Source organism: Clostridium sp. (genome assembly GCF_018372875.1).
GTDB lineage: Bacteria > Bacillota > Clostridia > Clostridiales > Clostridiaceae > Clostridium.
Genome location: NZ_JAHAIF010000001.1, coordinates 65,975 through 83,071, shown reverse-complemented (window position 1 = coordinate 83,071; position 17,097 = coordinate 65,975). Strand labels below are relative to the sequence as shown.

At 28.7% G+C, this 17,097-nt stretch carries 17 protein-coding genes and 1 riboswitch; of the genes, 5 read left to right on the top strand and 12 right to left on the bottom strand.

Annotated elements, in window-relative coordinates:
* Positions 1-63: 63 nt before the first annotated feature.
* The 4 genes from KIB46_RS00420 to KIB46_RS00405 form a co-directional block, all read right to left on the bottom strand.
* Positions 64-741 (bottom strand): Crp/Fnr family transcriptional regulator, encoded by a 678-nt coding sequence (locus tag KIB46_RS00420; protein ID WP_156559667.1) that lies wholly within the window; start codon positions 739-741, stop codon positions 64-66.
* Positions 734-1,393 carry an NAD(P)-dependent oxidoreductase gene (locus KIB46_RS00415; RefSeq protein ID WP_156559665.1) on the bottom strand — a complete coding sequence of 220 codons (660 nt, stop codon included), beginning with the start codon at positions 1,391-1,393 and terminating at the stop codon, positions 734-736. Before KIB46_RS00415 ends, KIB46_RS00420 begins: the two co-directional genes overlap by 8 nt.
* Positions 1,351-2,556, bottom strand: coding sequence for a glutamyl-tRNA reductase (hemA, locus tag KIB46_RS00410; RefSeq protein WP_291669916.1), 1,206 nt, complete (start codon positions 2,554-2,556; stop codon positions 1,351-1,353). Before hemA ends, KIB46_RS00415 begins: the two co-directional genes overlap by 43 nt.
* A 163-nt stretch (positions 2,557-2,719) precedes the next feature.
* Positions 2,720-3,580: a 4Fe-4S binding protein gene (locus KIB46_RS00405; RefSeq protein WP_291669914.1), complete on the bottom strand. Its 861-nt coding sequence runs from the start codon at positions 3,578-3,580 to the stop codon at positions 2,720-2,722.
* A 161-nt stretch (positions 3,581-3,741) separates the two neighbouring features.
* Here KIB46_RS00405 and KIB46_RS00400 point away from each other — a divergent pair, with 161 nt between their 5' ends.
* Positions 3,742-4,383, top strand: coding sequence for an undecaprenyl diphosphate synthase family protein (locus KIB46_RS00400; protein WP_291669912.1), 642 nt, complete (start codon positions 3,742-3,744; stop codon positions 4,381-4,383).
* A gap of 36 nt (positions 4,384-4,419) precedes the next feature.
* Here KIB46_RS00400 and KIB46_RS00395 read toward each other — a convergent pair whose 3' ends face one another.
* The 5 genes from KIB46_RS00395 to metA form a co-directional block, all read right to left on the bottom strand.
* A complete protein-coding gene (locus KIB46_RS00395) occupies positions 4,420-5,730 on the bottom strand; it encodes a HAMP domain-containing sensor histidine kinase (protein WP_291669911.1) in 1,311 nt (436 codons plus the stop codon).
* Positions 5,731-5,847: 117 nt separating this feature from the next.
* On the bottom strand, positions 5,848-6,543 hold the full coding sequence (locus KIB46_RS00390; protein WP_156559655.1) for a response regulator transcription factor: 696 nt from the start codon (positions 6,541-6,543) through the stop codon (positions 5,848-5,850).
* Between the two features lie 88 nt (positions 6,544-6,631).
* Positions 6,632-7,984, bottom strand: coding sequence for a sodium-dependent transporter (locus tag KIB46_RS00385; protein ID WP_291669908.1), 1,353 nt, complete (start codon positions 7,982-7,984; stop codon positions 6,632-6,634).
* Positions 7,985-8,096: 112 nt separating this feature from the next.
* A complete protein-coding gene (locus tag KIB46_RS00380; RefSeq protein WP_156559651.1) occupies positions 8,097-9,098 on the bottom strand; it encodes a tyrosine-protein phosphatase in 1,002 nt (333 codons plus the stop codon).
* Between the two features lie 12 nt (positions 9,099-9,110).
* Positions 9,111-10,034, bottom strand: a complete 924-nt coding sequence (metA, locus tag KIB46_RS00375) for a homoserine O-succinyltransferase (protein WP_291669906.1) — start codon at positions 10,032-10,034, stop codon at positions 9,111-9,113.
* Between the two features lie 131 nt (positions 10,035-10,165).
* On the opposite strand from metA, the gene KIB46_RS00370 reads away from it, so the two are divergent.
* The 4 genes from KIB46_RS00370 (at position 10,166) to KIB46_RS00355 (ending at position 14,863) form a co-directional block, all read left to right on the top strand.
* Positions 10,166-11,188, top strand: a complete 1,023-nt coding sequence (locus tag KIB46_RS00370; protein ID WP_291669903.1) for a lactonase family protein — start codon at positions 10,166-10,168, stop codon at positions 11,186-11,188.
* Between the two features lie 37 nt (positions 11,189-11,225).
* Positions 11,226-11,327, top strand: a riboswitch (purine riboswitch).
* Between the two features lie 36 nt (positions 11,328-11,363).
* Positions 11,364-13,091 (top strand): adenine deaminase, encoded by a 1,728-nt coding sequence (gene ade / locus KIB46_RS00365; protein WP_291669901.1) that lies wholly within the window; start codon positions 11,364-11,366, stop codon positions 13,089-13,091.
* A gap of 177 nt (positions 13,092-13,268) precedes the next feature.
* Positions 13,269-13,907 (top strand): carbohydrate-binding family 9-like protein, encoded by a 639-nt coding sequence (locus KIB46_RS00360; protein WP_291669900.1) that lies wholly within the window; start codon positions 13,269-13,271, stop codon positions 13,905-13,907.
* 113 nt (positions 13,908-14,020) lie between these two features.
* Positions 14,021-14,863 carry a patatin family protein gene (locus KIB46_RS00355; RefSeq protein WP_291669898.1) on the top strand — a complete coding sequence of 281 codons (843 nt, stop codon included), beginning with the start codon at positions 14,021-14,023 and terminating at the stop codon, positions 14,861-14,863.
* Here KIB46_RS00355 and KIB46_RS00350 read toward each other — a convergent pair.
* The 3 genes from KIB46_RS00350 to KIB46_RS00340 form a co-directional block, all read right to left on the bottom strand.
* The gene (locus KIB46_RS00350; RefSeq protein WP_291669896.1) at positions 14,860-15,165 is read right to left on the bottom strand and encodes a hypothetical protein; all 306 of its coding nucleotides are present in this window, start codon (positions 15,163-15,165) and stop codon (positions 14,860-14,862) included. The genes KIB46_RS00355 and KIB46_RS00350 overlap by 4 nt on opposite strands.
* Before the next feature lie 222 nt (positions 15,166-15,387).
* The gene (locus KIB46_RS00345) at positions 15,388-16,515 is read right to left on the bottom strand and encodes an AI-2E family transporter (protein ID WP_291670006.1); all 1,128 of its coding nucleotides are present in this window, start codon (positions 16,513-16,515) and stop codon (positions 15,388-15,390) included.
* A 23-nt stretch (positions 16,516-16,538) separates the two neighbouring features.
* Positions 16,539-17,090, bottom strand: coding sequence for a GNAT family N-acetyltransferase (locus KIB46_RS00340; RefSeq protein ID WP_291670004.1), 552 nt, complete (start codon positions 17,088-17,090; stop codon positions 16,539-16,541).
* Between the last annotated feature and the right edge of the window lie 7 nt (positions 17,091-17,097).

Here is a 17,097-nt window from a genome sequence, read left to right as displayed (position 1 = left end):
TGTTCTTATATCGTTATTATAATAACAATATAAAAAAAACTCTGTGATAATTCTCACAGAGTTTTAATTATTTTTAAAATATTTAGCTAGTTTATTTTTATCTTTTACAATGATTTTTTTACCATTTAATACTATAAGTTCTTCTTTTTGCAATACTTTTAATGCTCTAGAAATAGTTTCCCTAGGAGCTCCAAACATATCTGCCAAATATGTAATACTTATGTTAAGACCTATTTCAATTCCATCTTTAACATCCACTCCATGGTCTTTAGCAAGTTTCCATAGCTTAGCTGCAACTCTCTTTTCAATCTTAATAGGAGTAGCATTTTTTATCTGTCTATATAATCTTCTTACTTTTTTAGATAATGAATTAATTACTACAGTAGTTAGTTCAAAGTCATTTGACATAATTTTTACAAATTCATCTCTATCAAAACATAAAATTTCACTATCTTCAAAAGCCTCACAGCTTATTGATGCTGGTAAATCATCTAAAACAACATCATTTATTATTTTTCCTTCTCCTAATATAAAAACAATTCTTTTATGAGCTTTTTCACCTATCTTATATAGAGTAACCTTTCCTTTTAAGACAATAAATACTGTGGTTACCTTATCTTTATCAAAAAATATATGTTCACCTTTTTTATAGTACTTTTCTATACATAAGGAAGTAAGAGAATCTATTGTTTCTTGCTTTAATCCAGAGAATAATTCTAAATCAATTAATTTTTTACTCATTATTAAAATCCTTTTCCTTAAAAAACATTTTTAATATTATATTAGATTTTTTTATTTTATAAAAGAAAAAGAAATCTTCTGTAGAAATAAAATCTGTTAAAACTTTTTTAATACTACTATCTTTACACCTATTTCTTAATATAGTAGTATATCCAATAAAATCATCGTATTTTAATAGTTCTTCTTCTACTTTTTGTGCTATAAATCTACTTCCTTTAGGATTTCCTCCTCTTGTATTAATACCAACAACAATATTTTTCAAATCCTTTTGCATTGGTATTGATCCCATTCCTTCCATAAATTCTGTTGAATCTATGTATATCTTACTTTCTTCTTGGCAATCTTTCTTTATCTGTTCTTTTTTATTCTTATCATCTATAGCGATAATAACCAAATGCTTATTTTTTATAAAACTTTTATCATATTCTTTTATATATATTTTTATATTTTCTCCCTTAAGCTCTTTAAATTCCTCTCCTATTTCTTTTGCTAAAACATCAACTGAGCATCCTTCATTAAAAAAGTGCTTTGCTTTTATAAATCCACCACGTCCTGCTCCAATAATGCCTACTCTTAGTTTTTTTGAAAATACTGATATTAAAGAAAAGTTTACTCCTCTATTAAGAATATCTTCCTCACTATTCTTAAACATTCTTCTTCACTTCCTTTAAGAGTCTCATTTTTTATAACTTCAATGGCTCTATTAATATACGCATCTGAGGTACTTTTTAATAACATTTTTACAAGCCCCTCATCTTTTAGCTCCTTACTTTTATTATGATAAGTATTTAATCTTTTTGAGTATACCTCTTCACCCTTTATCTTTAACTCTTTTATAATTGGCGAAATCTCTCTAAGAGCCTTCCATTCCATATATTCCTTTATATACTCTTCATAAATATACTTATATTCTGACATTCTTTGAACTCTTAATGCTTTATTTTCGTCATCAACTTCGCTTATTTCATCAATATTATATACTTTTACTTTATTTAATAATCCAACCTCTACTTCAACATCTCTTGGTACCGCCATATCAAATATAGATAATGTTTTTCTTCTTTCTACAATATCATCCTTTAGAACAACAGCATGTGGAGCGTTAGTACAGGATATTATAGAATCTACTTCTTGTATAAATTGATTTTTTTCTTTGAAATCTATAATTTTTACATTTTCCTCATGTAAATCCTTAATTTTTTCCGGCTCTCTAACTACTAAATATATATTTTCTATCTTATGTGATAAAAGATATTTAACAGCAAGTTTTCCCATTTCTCCATAGCCAATAACCATAACTTTTTTACATTTTTCTTTTAACATAATAGAAATTGCAACTGAAATAGATGAAACTGGTATCTCAAACAGCTTAGCTTCTGTTCTAAACTTTTTACCACAGGTTATTCCCTGTTGAAATAATCTTCCTAACTCTCCACTACATGTACCTTCTTCTAAAGATTCTATATAGGCATTTTTGATTTGCCCTAAAATTTGATCTTCGCCTACTATCCTTGAATGATAGCCACAAGCAAGTCTAAACAGATGTCTATATGCTTTTTCCTCTTCTACATAAAATATAAAGGGCTTTAACTCATCATTCCACCCTATTGTTTTAAAGATTACATCTACTACTTCTTCTTTATTTAGCTTACTATCTACATATATTTCTGTTCTATTACATGTTGTTAATATTATTGCTTCATCAAAATATTTCACTAATTCATTTAATATTTCATTTTTTCTCTTCTTTTTTATAGTAAAGGCTTCTCTAATTTGAATTGGTATTTCTCGCCTTATTCCTATTAAACTAATCATGACTTCACTCCAAAGTTTTTCAAATAATATTATTATTTTATCCTATTTTCTTTATTGTATATTAACATACAGCTATTTAAAATAATATAAAAATAAAAGATAATAAAGATGACCTCTTATTTTTTTCATCTCTATTATCCTATTTTATATATTAATGTATATTTTATATCCTATGTAAAATATCATTAATAAACTTTTCTTGTCCTATTCTCTCCATAGTCTTACAGATTCTTTCTCCAGCTACACCATTTTCTTTATAATAATCCATAATACTATCAACTACGCCAACAATCTCATCTTCCTTAAAAATTCTTCCTAAAGATGTTCCAAGACTCATTCCTCTTCCAAATCTTCCACCAACAAAGATTTCTGCTCCTTTTTCCCTAGGGATAAATCCACCTGTTCTACAAGCTCTTACACATCCTCCACATTTTACACATAATTCCTCATTGAAGACAATTTTCTTATCCACTAATTCTAAAGCCTTTTGTCTACATGCTTTTACACAAAGTGAACATCCGACACAATTCTCTTCTACATATTCTGGCACTGTTCTCCCCATTATTCCAATGTCATTTAAACTCGCTTTTGCACAGTTATTGGCACATCCAACAATACCAAATTTACATTTTGCATGTGTGTCTGTTCCAAAATATTTTTCTTCAAGTTCCCTACAAATTCCTTGAGTATCAATATTTCCATGTAAGCATACAGTTCCCTTACAGGAAACAAGTGGTCTAACCTTCATACCAGTACCACCATGTCTTAATCCTAATTTTTTAGCTTCTTCCATTACATTTTCAACATCTTCATTTTTAATCCATGGAACTTCAATTTGAAGTCTAGTTGTAACACCACTATATCCTTTTCCATATTTATCAGCTATATAATTTACATTTCCTAATTCTTCAGTAGTAAAATTCCCCGCTCTACTTAAAAACCTTACAGCAAAATGTTCTTTATCATTTTGTAATAAAAATCCCAATGCTTTTAATTCTTTTTGTCTTTTTTGATTTACTGCCATACCATCCATCCCCTTTGATAAATATATAACAATATTTTAGTAAATTTTTCATAATAGTTCCAATACCAATACCTTATATAGGTTATAAGTAATTAGTTATATAGGATATTTTTCAAACTAATGGAAATAATATTATTATAAATTTGTTGAGGTGATATATAATGAGAATTCCAAAACATATAGGTATTATTCCAGATGGTAATCGAAGATGGGCAGTAAAAAATGGGATGACTAAAGATAAAGGCTATGCTCTAGGTATAAATCCCGGTCTTCTTCTATTTAAACAGTGCAAAAAATATGGTATAGAAGAAATAACTTTCTATGGATTCACTGTTGATAATACAAAGAGACCTACTGATCAAAAATTAGCATTTACAGAAGCATGCATAAATTCAGTACAACTTTTAACTAAAGAAGACTGTGAAATATTAGTAATTGGAAATACAAAATCTACTTCATTCCCTAAAGACCTTATCCCTTTTACTAAACGTAGAACCTTCGGAAAAGGTGGTATGAAAGTAAATCTCTTAATTAATTATGGTTGGGAATGGGACCTAAACGAATTAAAATCTGCTGATGAAAAAAAGAAGAATATATATAATAATATTCACTCAAATGATATTTCTAGAATTGATTTAATTATACGCTGGGGTGGTAGGAGAAGATTGAGTGGATTCCTTCCTGTTCAATCTGTGTACTCTGATTTTTATGTAGTAGATGACTTTTGGCCAGACTTTAAACCCGAACATCTGGATGAAGCTTTAAATTGGTACAATGAACAGGATGTAACCTTAGGAGGATAAAAATTAAAAAGGTCCTGTACTATACTCAGGACCTTTTTAGTATTTATTCATTCTAATATAAAATATAGTTATATCATCATTTTTTCTTTTTACTATAGAAATTTCACCATTATGGTTTTCTACTATTTTCTTAGCAATAGATAATCCTAATCCCGAACCACCATCACTTTTTCTGCTAGAATCTCCTCTTACAAAAGGATCAAAAAGTGTATCTTTTATCTCATCCGCTATTCCTACTCCATTATCTGAAACTTCTATAACAATATATTTCCCTAAATCCCTAAGCTCTATTTTCAACCTAGTTCCTGATGGGTTATATTTTAATGAATTATCTATTAAATTACTAATAGCTCTCTTAAACAATCTCTTATCTATCTTTAATTCTATTACTATTTCTGGAATATTCACTACCAGTTCAAATTCTCTTTCACTTATTTCATCAAAATATTCAGCAATTAACTGCCTTAAAAACTCACAAATATCTACAACTTCTAATTTCAACTTATACTGAACACTCTCTAGTTTTACAAACTCAAAAAGGTCATCTACCAATTCCCCAACCTTTTCTGATTTGTTGTATATAGTTTTATAGTATCTCTTTCTTTGTTCCTCTTCTTCTATAAGATTTTCATATAATGCTGCTGAAAATCCCCTTATTGTAGTAATAGGTGTTTTTATATCATGAGATAAGTCTATTAACATTCTTGTTTTACTTTCTTCAAGTTTCTTGTTTTCTTCTCTACTTGCTTTAAGCTTATCAATTAAATAATTAATTGTATCACTTATTACTATAAACTCTTTCTCTCCATCCAAAACTAACTTTTCTTCATAATCACCATCTATAACTTTTCCTAATGCATTATCTATTTTACTTAATGGCTTCTTAAACTTCTTAGCCGTCCAAATACTGTAGGCTACAATACTAATTATAAAAAATACTAATGCTATACTTATAACCTTTATATAAAGTTTAAATAATGGCTTTCCTAAACTATAGGGTACAGAAAAAATATTAACAGCTAAAGAAACTTTATCCTCTGGTACTCTAATCAATATAGTTTTAAAGTCATTATCCTCTTCTACTGTATCAACTAGCACAAAATATCTTTTATCATTATCACTCATACTAATTGTCTGTAACAGCTCATATTCAGAATATGAATCCTTTAATGTTTCATCATTAGGTATTTTTCCCATTCTATAAATAACATTTCTTTCACTACCTAAAACTTCAATAAAACCTTCAAGTTTTATTAGTACATCTTCATTTAGCTTAGAATAATCATCATATTTTCCATGAAGCAAATCTAATACTGGTGCCCCCTGATCCTCCATAGACTTTGACATTTTATATCCCAAGTAGGTGTATGCTAATAAAAATATACTAGCTAGTATTATTACAAATGTAATATAATTTTTAAATAAAGAAATTAAGAGTTTATCATTTCTTTTTTTCATAGTACTTTACCTTTTTTCAAACTTATATCCAAGACCCCTAACAGTCTTTAAATATATAGGACTTCTAGAATCTTCCTCTATCTTATCCCTAAGTCTACTAATATGCACCATTATAGTATTATCACCACTTAAGAACGCTTCGTTCCATACTGCTTCAAAAATTTGATTTTTTGTTAATATTCTTCCTGCGTTCTCCATTAAGTACTTTAATATTCCATACTCTATAGATGTTACTTCTACTTCTTTTCCTCTAACTATAAGTTTTACATTATATGTATCTAATACTATATCTCCTATAACTATCTTAGGAGAATCATTCTCTTTTGCACTTAATTTATATACCCTTCTTATCTGAGCATTAACCCTAGCTACTAATTCTAAAGGATTAAATGGTTTGGTAATATAATCATCTGCACCTAAATCCAAGCCCAATATTTTGTCAGAATCTTGATTCTTGGCTGATAGCATTATTATTGGTATATTGTATAGTTTTCTTATCTCTTTAATCACCTTATACCCATCTACACGAGGCATCATTATATCTACAATTGCCAAATCAAAATCAGTATCGTTTTTTACTTTTTCAAGGGCTTCTTGTCCATCGTTTGCTTTTACAACACTATACCCTTCTTTTCCTAGGTATAGCTCTATTAATTCTAATATTTCTTTTTCATCATCACAAATTAATATCTTATAACCCATTTTATCTCTCCTACTTCCACAATAAAGCATAAATAAAGAAAAGCCCTATCATGGACTTTTCTTTATTATACAATATTTTACACATTTATTAAATGAAACTTTTAACAAATACTATTAATATTAGAATAGGTGTAACACACTTTATTACAAACATTAACAAAGCAACCATTTTTTGATTCTTTAATGTTCCCTTATTAGTTAACTGTTCTATTATAAATTCTTTTGATAGTCCATATCCTAAAAGAAGTATCACTAGCAATCCATTTATAGGTAATAATATATTAGAAACAAACTTGTCTAACGAATCAAATATTGTAAACCCAAAAATCTTTATATTGGCTAAAACTCCATCTGGATTAGCTGATAATGCAGCTAGTGAACCTATTAAAGCAATTATTAAAACATTTATTATTATAGATTTTTTTCTTGAAATCTTTAATTCTTCAGTAAATAAAGCTATAAGAACCTCTAATAAGGATATAGTTGCCATAGTTGCTGCCATAGCAGTTAATCCAAAGAAGATTATTGATAAAATACTTCCTCCTGGCATTTTTGCAAATATTAATGGCACTGTATTAAATAATAATCCTGGTCCTTCAGTTGGAGCTAGTCCAAAAGAAAAAACTGCTGGAAAAATAGCAAGTCCTGCAAGCAATGATACTCCAGTATCAGCTATAGCAACCTTTCCTGCTGTTCCTATTAAATCATTATCTTCAGTAAAATAACTACCGTATGTTACCATAGTACCTGTACCTACAGACAACTTAAAGAAAGCTAGCCCTAAGGCTGATAAAATTACACCTACTGTTACCTTAGAAAAATCAGGCTTTAATAAAAATTCTATACCACTATATGCACCTGGAAGAGTTAAACTTCTTACTACACATAGTATTAATAATCCCATTAATATTGGCATAAGTACTTTGGTTAACTTTTCTATACCACTTTTAACACCCATACCTAATATAGAACCCGCAACTACTAAAACTATAAGTTGCCATATAATTGGTGAAATAGGACCTAAGCTTGTACTGTTGAAAATTTGTGCAGCCTCTTCTGCTGTAACTCCTTTAAGTACACCAAATAAGGCTTTAAAAACATATGAATACACCCATCCTGCAACTACTGTATAAAAAAATAGCATACAAAATGTTGATAGCACTGCTATATATCCTATTGATTTAAATCTTCTCTTATTTGTGACTTTTGATATAGCTCCACATACATTTTTTCTTGTTCCTCTACCTACTACGAATTCGCTTATTAATGTTGGTAAACCAATCAATAATACACACCCTAAGTAAACAATTATAAAAGCTGCTCCTCCATTTTGACCTACAACATATGGAAACATCCATATATTACCTAAACCTACAGCTGAACTTAAGGTAGCAAAAAACACAGTAAGACTAGATGAAAATTTTTCTCTCTTCTGTTCCACGTAATCCACTCCATTTTCTTTAGTATAATTCAAAATTATATATTAAAATTCGGAGTAATTACAATATTTTTATTTAAATTTGTCAAATTTTATTCTTTATTGTAATAACATTCTAATAAAGATATCTTTTCTTTAATTCTCTTCTCTTAGTTTTACTTAACCCATATTCTATCTCTAAATACTTATCTATGTTTTCATATTTATCCCTTATTTCTTTAAAGGATGCTTCTATATATTCTCTTCTTACTTCTAGCATCATATTTAATAGCTCAAAATGTTTAGGATTATTAGATATCTTTTTTATAGATTTAATTATTTCTTCATTTTTACTCTTTCTATATTCATTACTTAGTAAATAATCCTTAATTACTGTTTCTTCTGGAACTCCAAGAATTAATAAGATAAGTGCAGACGCAAATCCAGTCCTATCTTTTCCAGCAGTGCAATGAAATAAAATAGGCATCCTTTCTTCATTTTCCATACAATCTATTAATTCCTTATAGGCAAGATTATTAAAAACTGCACTTCTATATCCATCCATAAGAAATTTCTTTCCATCAAAATTCTCTAAATAATTTTGATTAAAAATAGATACCATATCAAAGTTTCCCTTATTATTATCTAACTCTGACATACCAGAAATATTTATATATTTAACACCTTCAATATTAGGATCAGGTGAAGATAGCACCTCTCCCTTAGACCTTAAATCTAAAATTGTTTTTATACCTAAAGCCTTAAAATATTCAATATCTTCTTCTGTTAAATCTGATAATTTATCTGACCTATAAAATGTGTTCCATTTAACTCTTCTACCATCCCTAGTTCTATATCCACCTATATCTCTAAAATGATGCACTCCTATAAAGGGAAGTATTGCTTCTCCAACTAATTCAGAGTTATATCCATCAGATTTTAAACGAAATAATGATCTCCTTTTATTATCTGGATCTATAAATATAACTTCATTACTATTCTCAATTCTTTCTATTAATAATTCCTCATCATCATTTTCTAAATATATTTTTACAACCGAATTTTTAGGTTCTTCCCATGTTATTTTTAATTTATTATCAGCTAATCGTATGCACTTTACCTCTTCAAAATACTTCATAATTATTCCTTTTTAATCATTTCTAATATCATTAATATTAAATGGTGTGTTTTGATATACACAATAATTTAACCAATTGGCAAATACTATGTGTGCACTCCCCCTCCAAGACATAACTGGCTCTAAAGTTGTATCATCATTTGGAAAATAATTTTCAGGAATACAAATTTCTAAGCCCTTTTCTTTATCTCTAAAGTATTCATCTTTTAGGGTTTCTCTATCATACTCTAAATGTCCTGTAATAAATACCTTTCTGTAGTCACTTGTAGAAACAATAAATACTCCTGCATCATCAGATTCTGAAAGTATTTCTAATTCCTTAACCTTTTCTATATCCTTACTCTTTATTTCTGTATGTCTTGAATGTGGTGCAAAAAAGGTATCATCAAGTCCCCTCGTTAATTCAACATTTTCCTTTAGCACTCTATGAGCAAAAACCCCAAACATCTTATTTCCTAATTGATACTTTGGCACTCTATAATGGTAATACAACCCAGCTTGAGCTCCCCAACATATGTGTAAGGTCGAATAAACATTACTTTTACTCCACTCCATTATTTCCTTTAATTCATCCCAATATGCAACCTCTTCAAATTCCATTTGTTCAACAGGTGCACCTGTAATTATTAATCCATCAAACTTCTCATTTGCAACCTCTTCAAAATAGCTATAGAACTTATTTAAATGATCTAATGGCGTATTATGAGATGTATAACTTTTAGTTTGTAGCAACTTAATTTCCACTTGTAATGGAGTATTGGATAAATATCTTAACAATTGATTCTCAGCCTGAATTTTCTTAGGCATTAAATTTAAAATTGCTATTCTTAAAGGTCTTATATCTTGCGTTTCTGCCCTTTCATCATTCATTACAAATATATTTTCCCCACTTAATACTTTGTAAGCTGGTAACTCCCTATTAATTTTTAATGGCATAACGTCATCCCCCTTTTTATTTCTTTGATATAATTACTACCACCATAAAACTATTATATATTCCAAGAAGTGGTTATACAAATTTTTTCCTTTTATGATATAATTGTATGGAAATATTTGGAGGTGATTGTATGGATAAAACTCTTTTAAAAGGTTTTATTGGAACTTATACAAATAAGAACAGTAGAGGAATCTATAACTTTGAATTTGATTGTGAAAACAAAGTCTTTAAGACAAACGCTTTAGCTTATGAAATAGAAAAACCATCCTATCTAGCTATAGATAAAGAAAATAATATTTTATATTCAGCCTCTAAAGATAATGATTTAGGAGGAGTAACTTCTTTCAGAATAAAAGAAAACCTATCTCTTGAAAGAATAAATTCTGTTCTTGAAACAGAAAATCCACCTTGCTATATTAACTTTTCTAATAAACAAGGCTTAATTTTTACTGCAAACTATCACCATAATAAAGTTAATGTTTATCCAATTGAAGATGGCCACAGAATAGGCAAACCAATAAAGACATTAACTCACACCAATAATACCCCTCATATTCATTATGCTGACCTTGACCTAGAAGAAAACTTTCTTTTAACAATAGACCTAGGGCAAGATTATATTAATCTTTATGAGGTTAAAGAAAATAATTTTATTGAAAGAGAAGACTTAAGAGTAAAATTTAGTAAAGGTTGTGGCCCTAGACATTTAGCCTTTCACCCAAATGGTAAATTCGTCTATGTATTAACTGAATTATCTTCTGAAATAGCCTCATTTCAATATAATAAGGGGCATTTAATGCTAATAAATATACTTTCAACACTGCCAAACAAATATACTGGTGTAAAATCTGGAGCTGCTATACATATTCATCCAAATGGCAAATTTATTTATACTTCAGATAGAGGAAATAACTCAATAGCTTGCTTTAAAATAGATAATGCAACAGGAGCCTTATCATTGGTAGAGCATAAGCCTACCTTTGGATCCTGCCCTAGAGATTTTGCTATAAGTGAAGATGGTAAATACATACTTATTACAAATCAAGACTCCTCTTCTTTGGTTATTTTTGAAATTTCCGAAGATACTGGTAGATTAATTAATCATGTTGGAAGCATAGAGGTACCATCCCCTGTTTGCATTAAACTAATATAAGTATAATTTTACCTTTGACACAATCCATCTCTATAATTATAATGAGACACAATATCAACCTATAAGCTCAATAATATGGTTTGAGCGTATCTACAATACTACCGTAAATAGTATTACTAGGCTAATTAAGTATATATGCCTCATGGGTTGAATAAAATTAATAGAGGTGGATTATATGAATAAATTTAATTTTATTGAACAAATAAAGGGGGCAAATAAAAGTATCCCTTGTGATTTAGTAATAAAAAACATATCTATAATTGATGTCTTTGGACAAGAAACCTTCATTTCAGATGTAGGGATTAAAAATGGGTATATTGTTGGAATTGGAAACTACCATGGAAATGAAATTATCGATGGTACAGGAAAGTATATATGCCCTGGTTTAATAGATGCTCATGCTCATATTGAATCTTCCCTAACCACTCCAGCTGAATATTGCAAAGCTGCTCTTCTTCATGGTGTAACTTCATTAATTGCTGATCCCCATGAAATAGCCAACGTCCTTGGATTAGATGGTATAAAACTTATGCTAGAACTAAGTGAAGGACTTCCCTTTAATTTTTTCTTTATGCTTCCTTCTTGTGTACCTGCAACTTCTTTTGAAAATTCAGGTGCAATTTTAACAAGTAAGGATCTATCTAAACTCTATTCTAATGCTCGAGTATTAGGATTAGCAGAAGTTATGGACTTCCCTTCTGTAGTTAATTGTGAAGAAGATATGATTAATAAAATATGTGATGCAAAAAATCTTAACCTTAGAATAGATGGACACGGTGCTGGATTAAATATAGAAACTCTTAATGCTTATTGTACTGCAAATATAAGAACTGATCATGAATGTCATCTAAAAGAAGAAGTAATTGATAGAATTAGACGTGGAATGTATGTACTAATTCGCGAAGGTACTGTAGCTAAAAATTTAAAGGAATTAATAAAGGTTGCTTCAATAAAAAATAGCAGAAGACTTTGCTTCTGCACTGATGATCGACACATAGACGACTTAATATTAAACGGTTCTATTGATAATTCTATTAGATATGCCATAAAGACAGGTTTAAATCCAGAAACAGCTATTCAGATAGCATCATTAAATTCTGCTGAATGTTATAAACTTAATGACTTAGGTGCTATTGCTCCTGGCTATAAAGCAGATTTTATTATTCTTAACAATTTAGAAAACTTCCAAATTCAATCAGTTTATAAAGATGGACAACTTGTTGTAGATAATGGTATCCTTGTTGAAAATAATATACCTACACCTAAAATTGAAACAAAAAATAGTTTAAATATAAAGTATCTTTCAAAGGATAAGCTAGATATTACACTATATAACAAATCCATTATTAATGTAATTAAAGTAATTCCAAACAAGCTAGAAACAATACATTTAAGAGAAGAAATTTCTTCTCTAAGTGATAAATTTATTCCTGATATAGAAAAAGACCTACTTAAAGTTGCTGTTATAGAGCGTCATAAAGGAACTGGAAATATAGGACTTGGAATTATTAATGGAATGGAATTAAAAAGTGGAGCTATTGCAACTACTATAGCTCATGATTCTCACAACTTAATAGTAGTTGGAACAAATGATTCAGACATGCTATTTGCAATTGAAAAACTAAACGAAATTGGTGGAGGAATTATTGTTGTTAAAGATGGTAAAGTACTTTCTTCTATAAAGCTAGAAATTGGCGGGTTAATTACTAACCGACCTATTAATTCAATAATGAATGATTTAGAAGAACTTCATAATTCTATAAAAAAGATAGCTCCAACAATAAACTTCAACCCATTCTTAACTCTATCATTTTTATCTTTACCTGTAATTCCAGATATAAAGATTACTGATAAAGGAATATTTGATGTTAAGAAATTTGATTTTATAGATATAGCCCAATAAGATTTGTGTTAATAGTGAATTGTTTAAATATATTGTTCCCTAAATATTGATTTAACTGTTCACTATTAACCAATTAATTAACCTAGCTTTACATAAACACTATTATTATATTTATTTTATTGGTATAATTTCCTTATAATACAATTTTATTTTGGTGTTTTTAGGGGGATTGTTTTTATGTACGTTATAAAAAAGGTTAATTCAGAAAAATTTGAGCCGAGCACTTGGGATAATATTGAAGCTATCAATATTAATAATTATCCATGGGACACTACTGGATATATGCCTAAAACAAAAGTTCAACTTTGTTACACAAATGAAGAAATAAGAGTAAAATTTACCTCTTGTGAAGAAAAAGTTAGAATTGAAGTTAAAGAATTTAATGGACCTTCATGGCATGATAGCTGTGTAGAATTCTTTTTCTTACCTGAACCTGAAAAGGATAAAAGATATTTTAACTTTGAAATAACTGCTAGGGGGAACCTTTTACTTCAATTAGACCACAAACCACCAGTAAGACATTGTATGGATTATATAAATCCTAATTATTTTGAAATAAAAGCAGATGTTAATGATGAAAACATTAACGACTTTGATAACTTTAAACCTTGGACTATAGAATATAAAATACCTTTTGATTTTATAAAGGCCTTTTTCCCAAGTTTTGAAGCTAAATCAGGTAAAGTTATAAAAGGAAACTTTACTAAGTGTGGAGACAAAACAACTACTCCTCACTTTGGAACATGGGCAGAAATCACAGTTCCAGAACCTGCATTCCATGTACCTCAATTCTTTAAGGAAATAGTTTTTGAATAATTTTACAGCTATCTAGTTTACCTAGATAGCTTTTATTTTGCTCACACATTGATTTGATGTAAAAAAAAGTATATAATTCCTGTATTGAATTTTTTTACACTTAAGGAGGAGTTATGCCAAGTTTAATTTTGGAAGGTGGTACCTTTAGACCTATATTTAGCGCAGGAGTAATGGACGCTTTATTAGATAATAATATTATGTTTCCTTATTGCATAGGGGTTTCTGCTGGTATTACAAATGGGGTATCATATATATCAAAACAAAAGAAAAGAAACCTTGATATACTTATGACATATAGAAATGATAAGCGATATTTGGGACTAAGAAATTTTCTAAAATGTAAAAGCCTTTTTGGACTAGATTTTGTTTATGGAGAAATTCCAAATAAACTATCTCCTTTTGATATGGAAACTTATCAAAAATATGAAGGAAAAGTATTAGTTGGTGTTACCAATGCTATAACTGGTAAGACTGAATACTTTGATGGAAAAGAATTAGATGATAAATGTTCAATTTTAAGGGCTACTTGTGCTATTCCATTATTCTTTCCTGCAATTAAAATTAATAATAGTTATTACTATGATGGGGGTATATGTGACCCTGTTCCCATAAGGAAAGCTATTGATGATGGCAATGAAAAACATTTAATAGTACTTACAAGACCAAAAGAATATAGAAAAAACCTTAGTAAGGGAAATATAATAGTTTCAAAGCTATTTAGAAAGAAATATCCAAATTTAAAAGAACCCTTATTAACTAGACATAATCATTATAATGAAACTATTCGTTTTTGTGAGGAATTAGAAGCTCAAGGAAAAGCCGTAATCATAAGACCTACCTTAGAACAATCTATTGAAAGCTTCGAAAAAGATGTTAATAAATTAAGAGAGGGATATAATAACGGCTATAAAATGGCTATAGAAAATCTTGATAAAATTAAAGAATTATTTAACTAACATTGCTTAAAAGGAATGTTCTTTAAATCAAAGCTATATAGGAATGGATATTCTTTTTCAATATATTTCATATAAACTATCCATTCCTTAGTTAAATATTTATATAACTTTAAAATATCGCTGTTTAAATGATTAATATAAATATCTTCTATATCTTCTTCATTAAAATTTAGTTTACAACTATACTTTTCAATTCTTTCTTTTAAACTGTTAAAATCATTTATAATACTATCGCCTATTTGAGGTATAACAGAGCACAGTTCATCACAACCATTGTCTCTTTTTGCAATTGTCCTCAACAATTGGTTTCCAACCTCTTCAAAAAATATTCCAATACTATTGTTTCCAGAAATAATTAATCTAATAATGATTAATTAACAAAAAAGCAGAGTGGATATCTCTTTAATATGAAATTTTAATAATACCTTTGATTTATAACAAATTAAAATTTTATACTTTCCTAGGGTTAAAAAAGAAACCCTGCAAAACTGCAGAGTCTCTTTATTACCATTCTTATCTTGTATCTAATCTATGTCTTCCACCTTTATGTTCTTTTCCTTTAACTTACTATTAGTTATAGTTGAAAGTAAAGTATACAATACTCCAAATAAAGGAATTCCTATTAATATACCTAAAATTCCAAATGTACTTCCACCTACTGTAATAGCAAGTAATACCCAAATTGCAGATAATCCAATAGAATTTCCAACAACCATAGGATAAATCAAATTTCCCTCTATCTGTTGAATTACCACTATAAGAATTATAAACCATACTGCTGTCATTGGTTCAACCATGAAAATTATAAATGCAGCAGGTATTGTACCTATTAATGCTCCAAATATAGGCACTAATGCTGTTACACCTATTATTGTACTCACAAGTAATGCATATGGCATGCTAAAGATAGTCATCCCAATAAAACATAATCCCCCCAATATAACAGCCTCAATACATTGACCTGTTATAAACTTAGAAAATTTATTATTAGATATACTAGCTACCTCCATAACCTTATCTGCCTTACCCCTATCAAAAAATGCATAAAGCATTTTCTTTGCTTGTATTCCTAACTTCTCTTTACTTAAAAGTATATATATAGCTATTAATGTTCCCATAAAGAAGTTTATTATTGTTGATGTCACACCAACAGTAATATCAACTACTTGACTAACAAGACTTCCTGTAACCTGTCCAACGACTTTTATTATATTTTCTCCCATAGATAAAACCTGATTCCAAAGTTCATCAAAAACTTCAGTTTTACTGAAATGTTCTGCCATAAACATTTCTAGTGTTTTAACATAATCAGGTATGTTCTTTACTAAAGTTGATCCACTTTCTACAAGTTGAGGTATTATAAATAGTACTAACCCAACAATAATTGCTATTATAGTAATAATAGTTAATATTATTGCAAAAGGTCTACGCTTTTTAGGTTGCTTTATAACCTTATCTAAAACCTTCTCTTCGTAAAACTTCATTGGTATATTAAGCACAAAAGCTATACATATAGCTATTAAAAATGGCTTTAACATTGCCATTGTAGAACCAAATACGTTTCCTACAGATTTAATATTTATAAATATAAAGGCTAGTACAACTACATAAGTGGCTAATAACAAATTAGATTTGAATTTTGGATCTTTCATATTACTCACTTTATCATCTCCATCTAACTAAATCTCTTCACCAATACATACCTTCTTAATCCACCATACTTAATTTTATCTTTAGCTATTTCATATCCTAAATCTAAAAATGTATTTACACTATATGGATTATACGGTGAAGCAGTAGCACTCATAATTAAGGTGCCATTTTCTTTTGCAATATCTTCTAGTAACTCACATATTATCTTCTGTAGCTTATTTCCTCTAAAGCTTTCTTTTACTAATGTTGATTCAATTTGTCCTACCTTTAATAGTTCCTCTCCATTAATTCCAATATCATAACCATAGTTATTCTCATCATAGCCTAATTTGCAATATACACCTATAGCTATAAGATCATCATCTTCAGTAACACATCCAATTATATTTCCTTTATTAGATATAAACTCTAAGAATTCTTCCTCTTTACTTGGAAAATATAACTCTTTATTCTCTAGTCCTTCAACAATTTCATCTTGAAATTTCATAATCTTATTAATATATGATTCATCAAGTTTCTTTAATATTCCTTGTATTATCTTACCATCTTTCCTCTTTAAAATAATTCTCTTAATCATATTT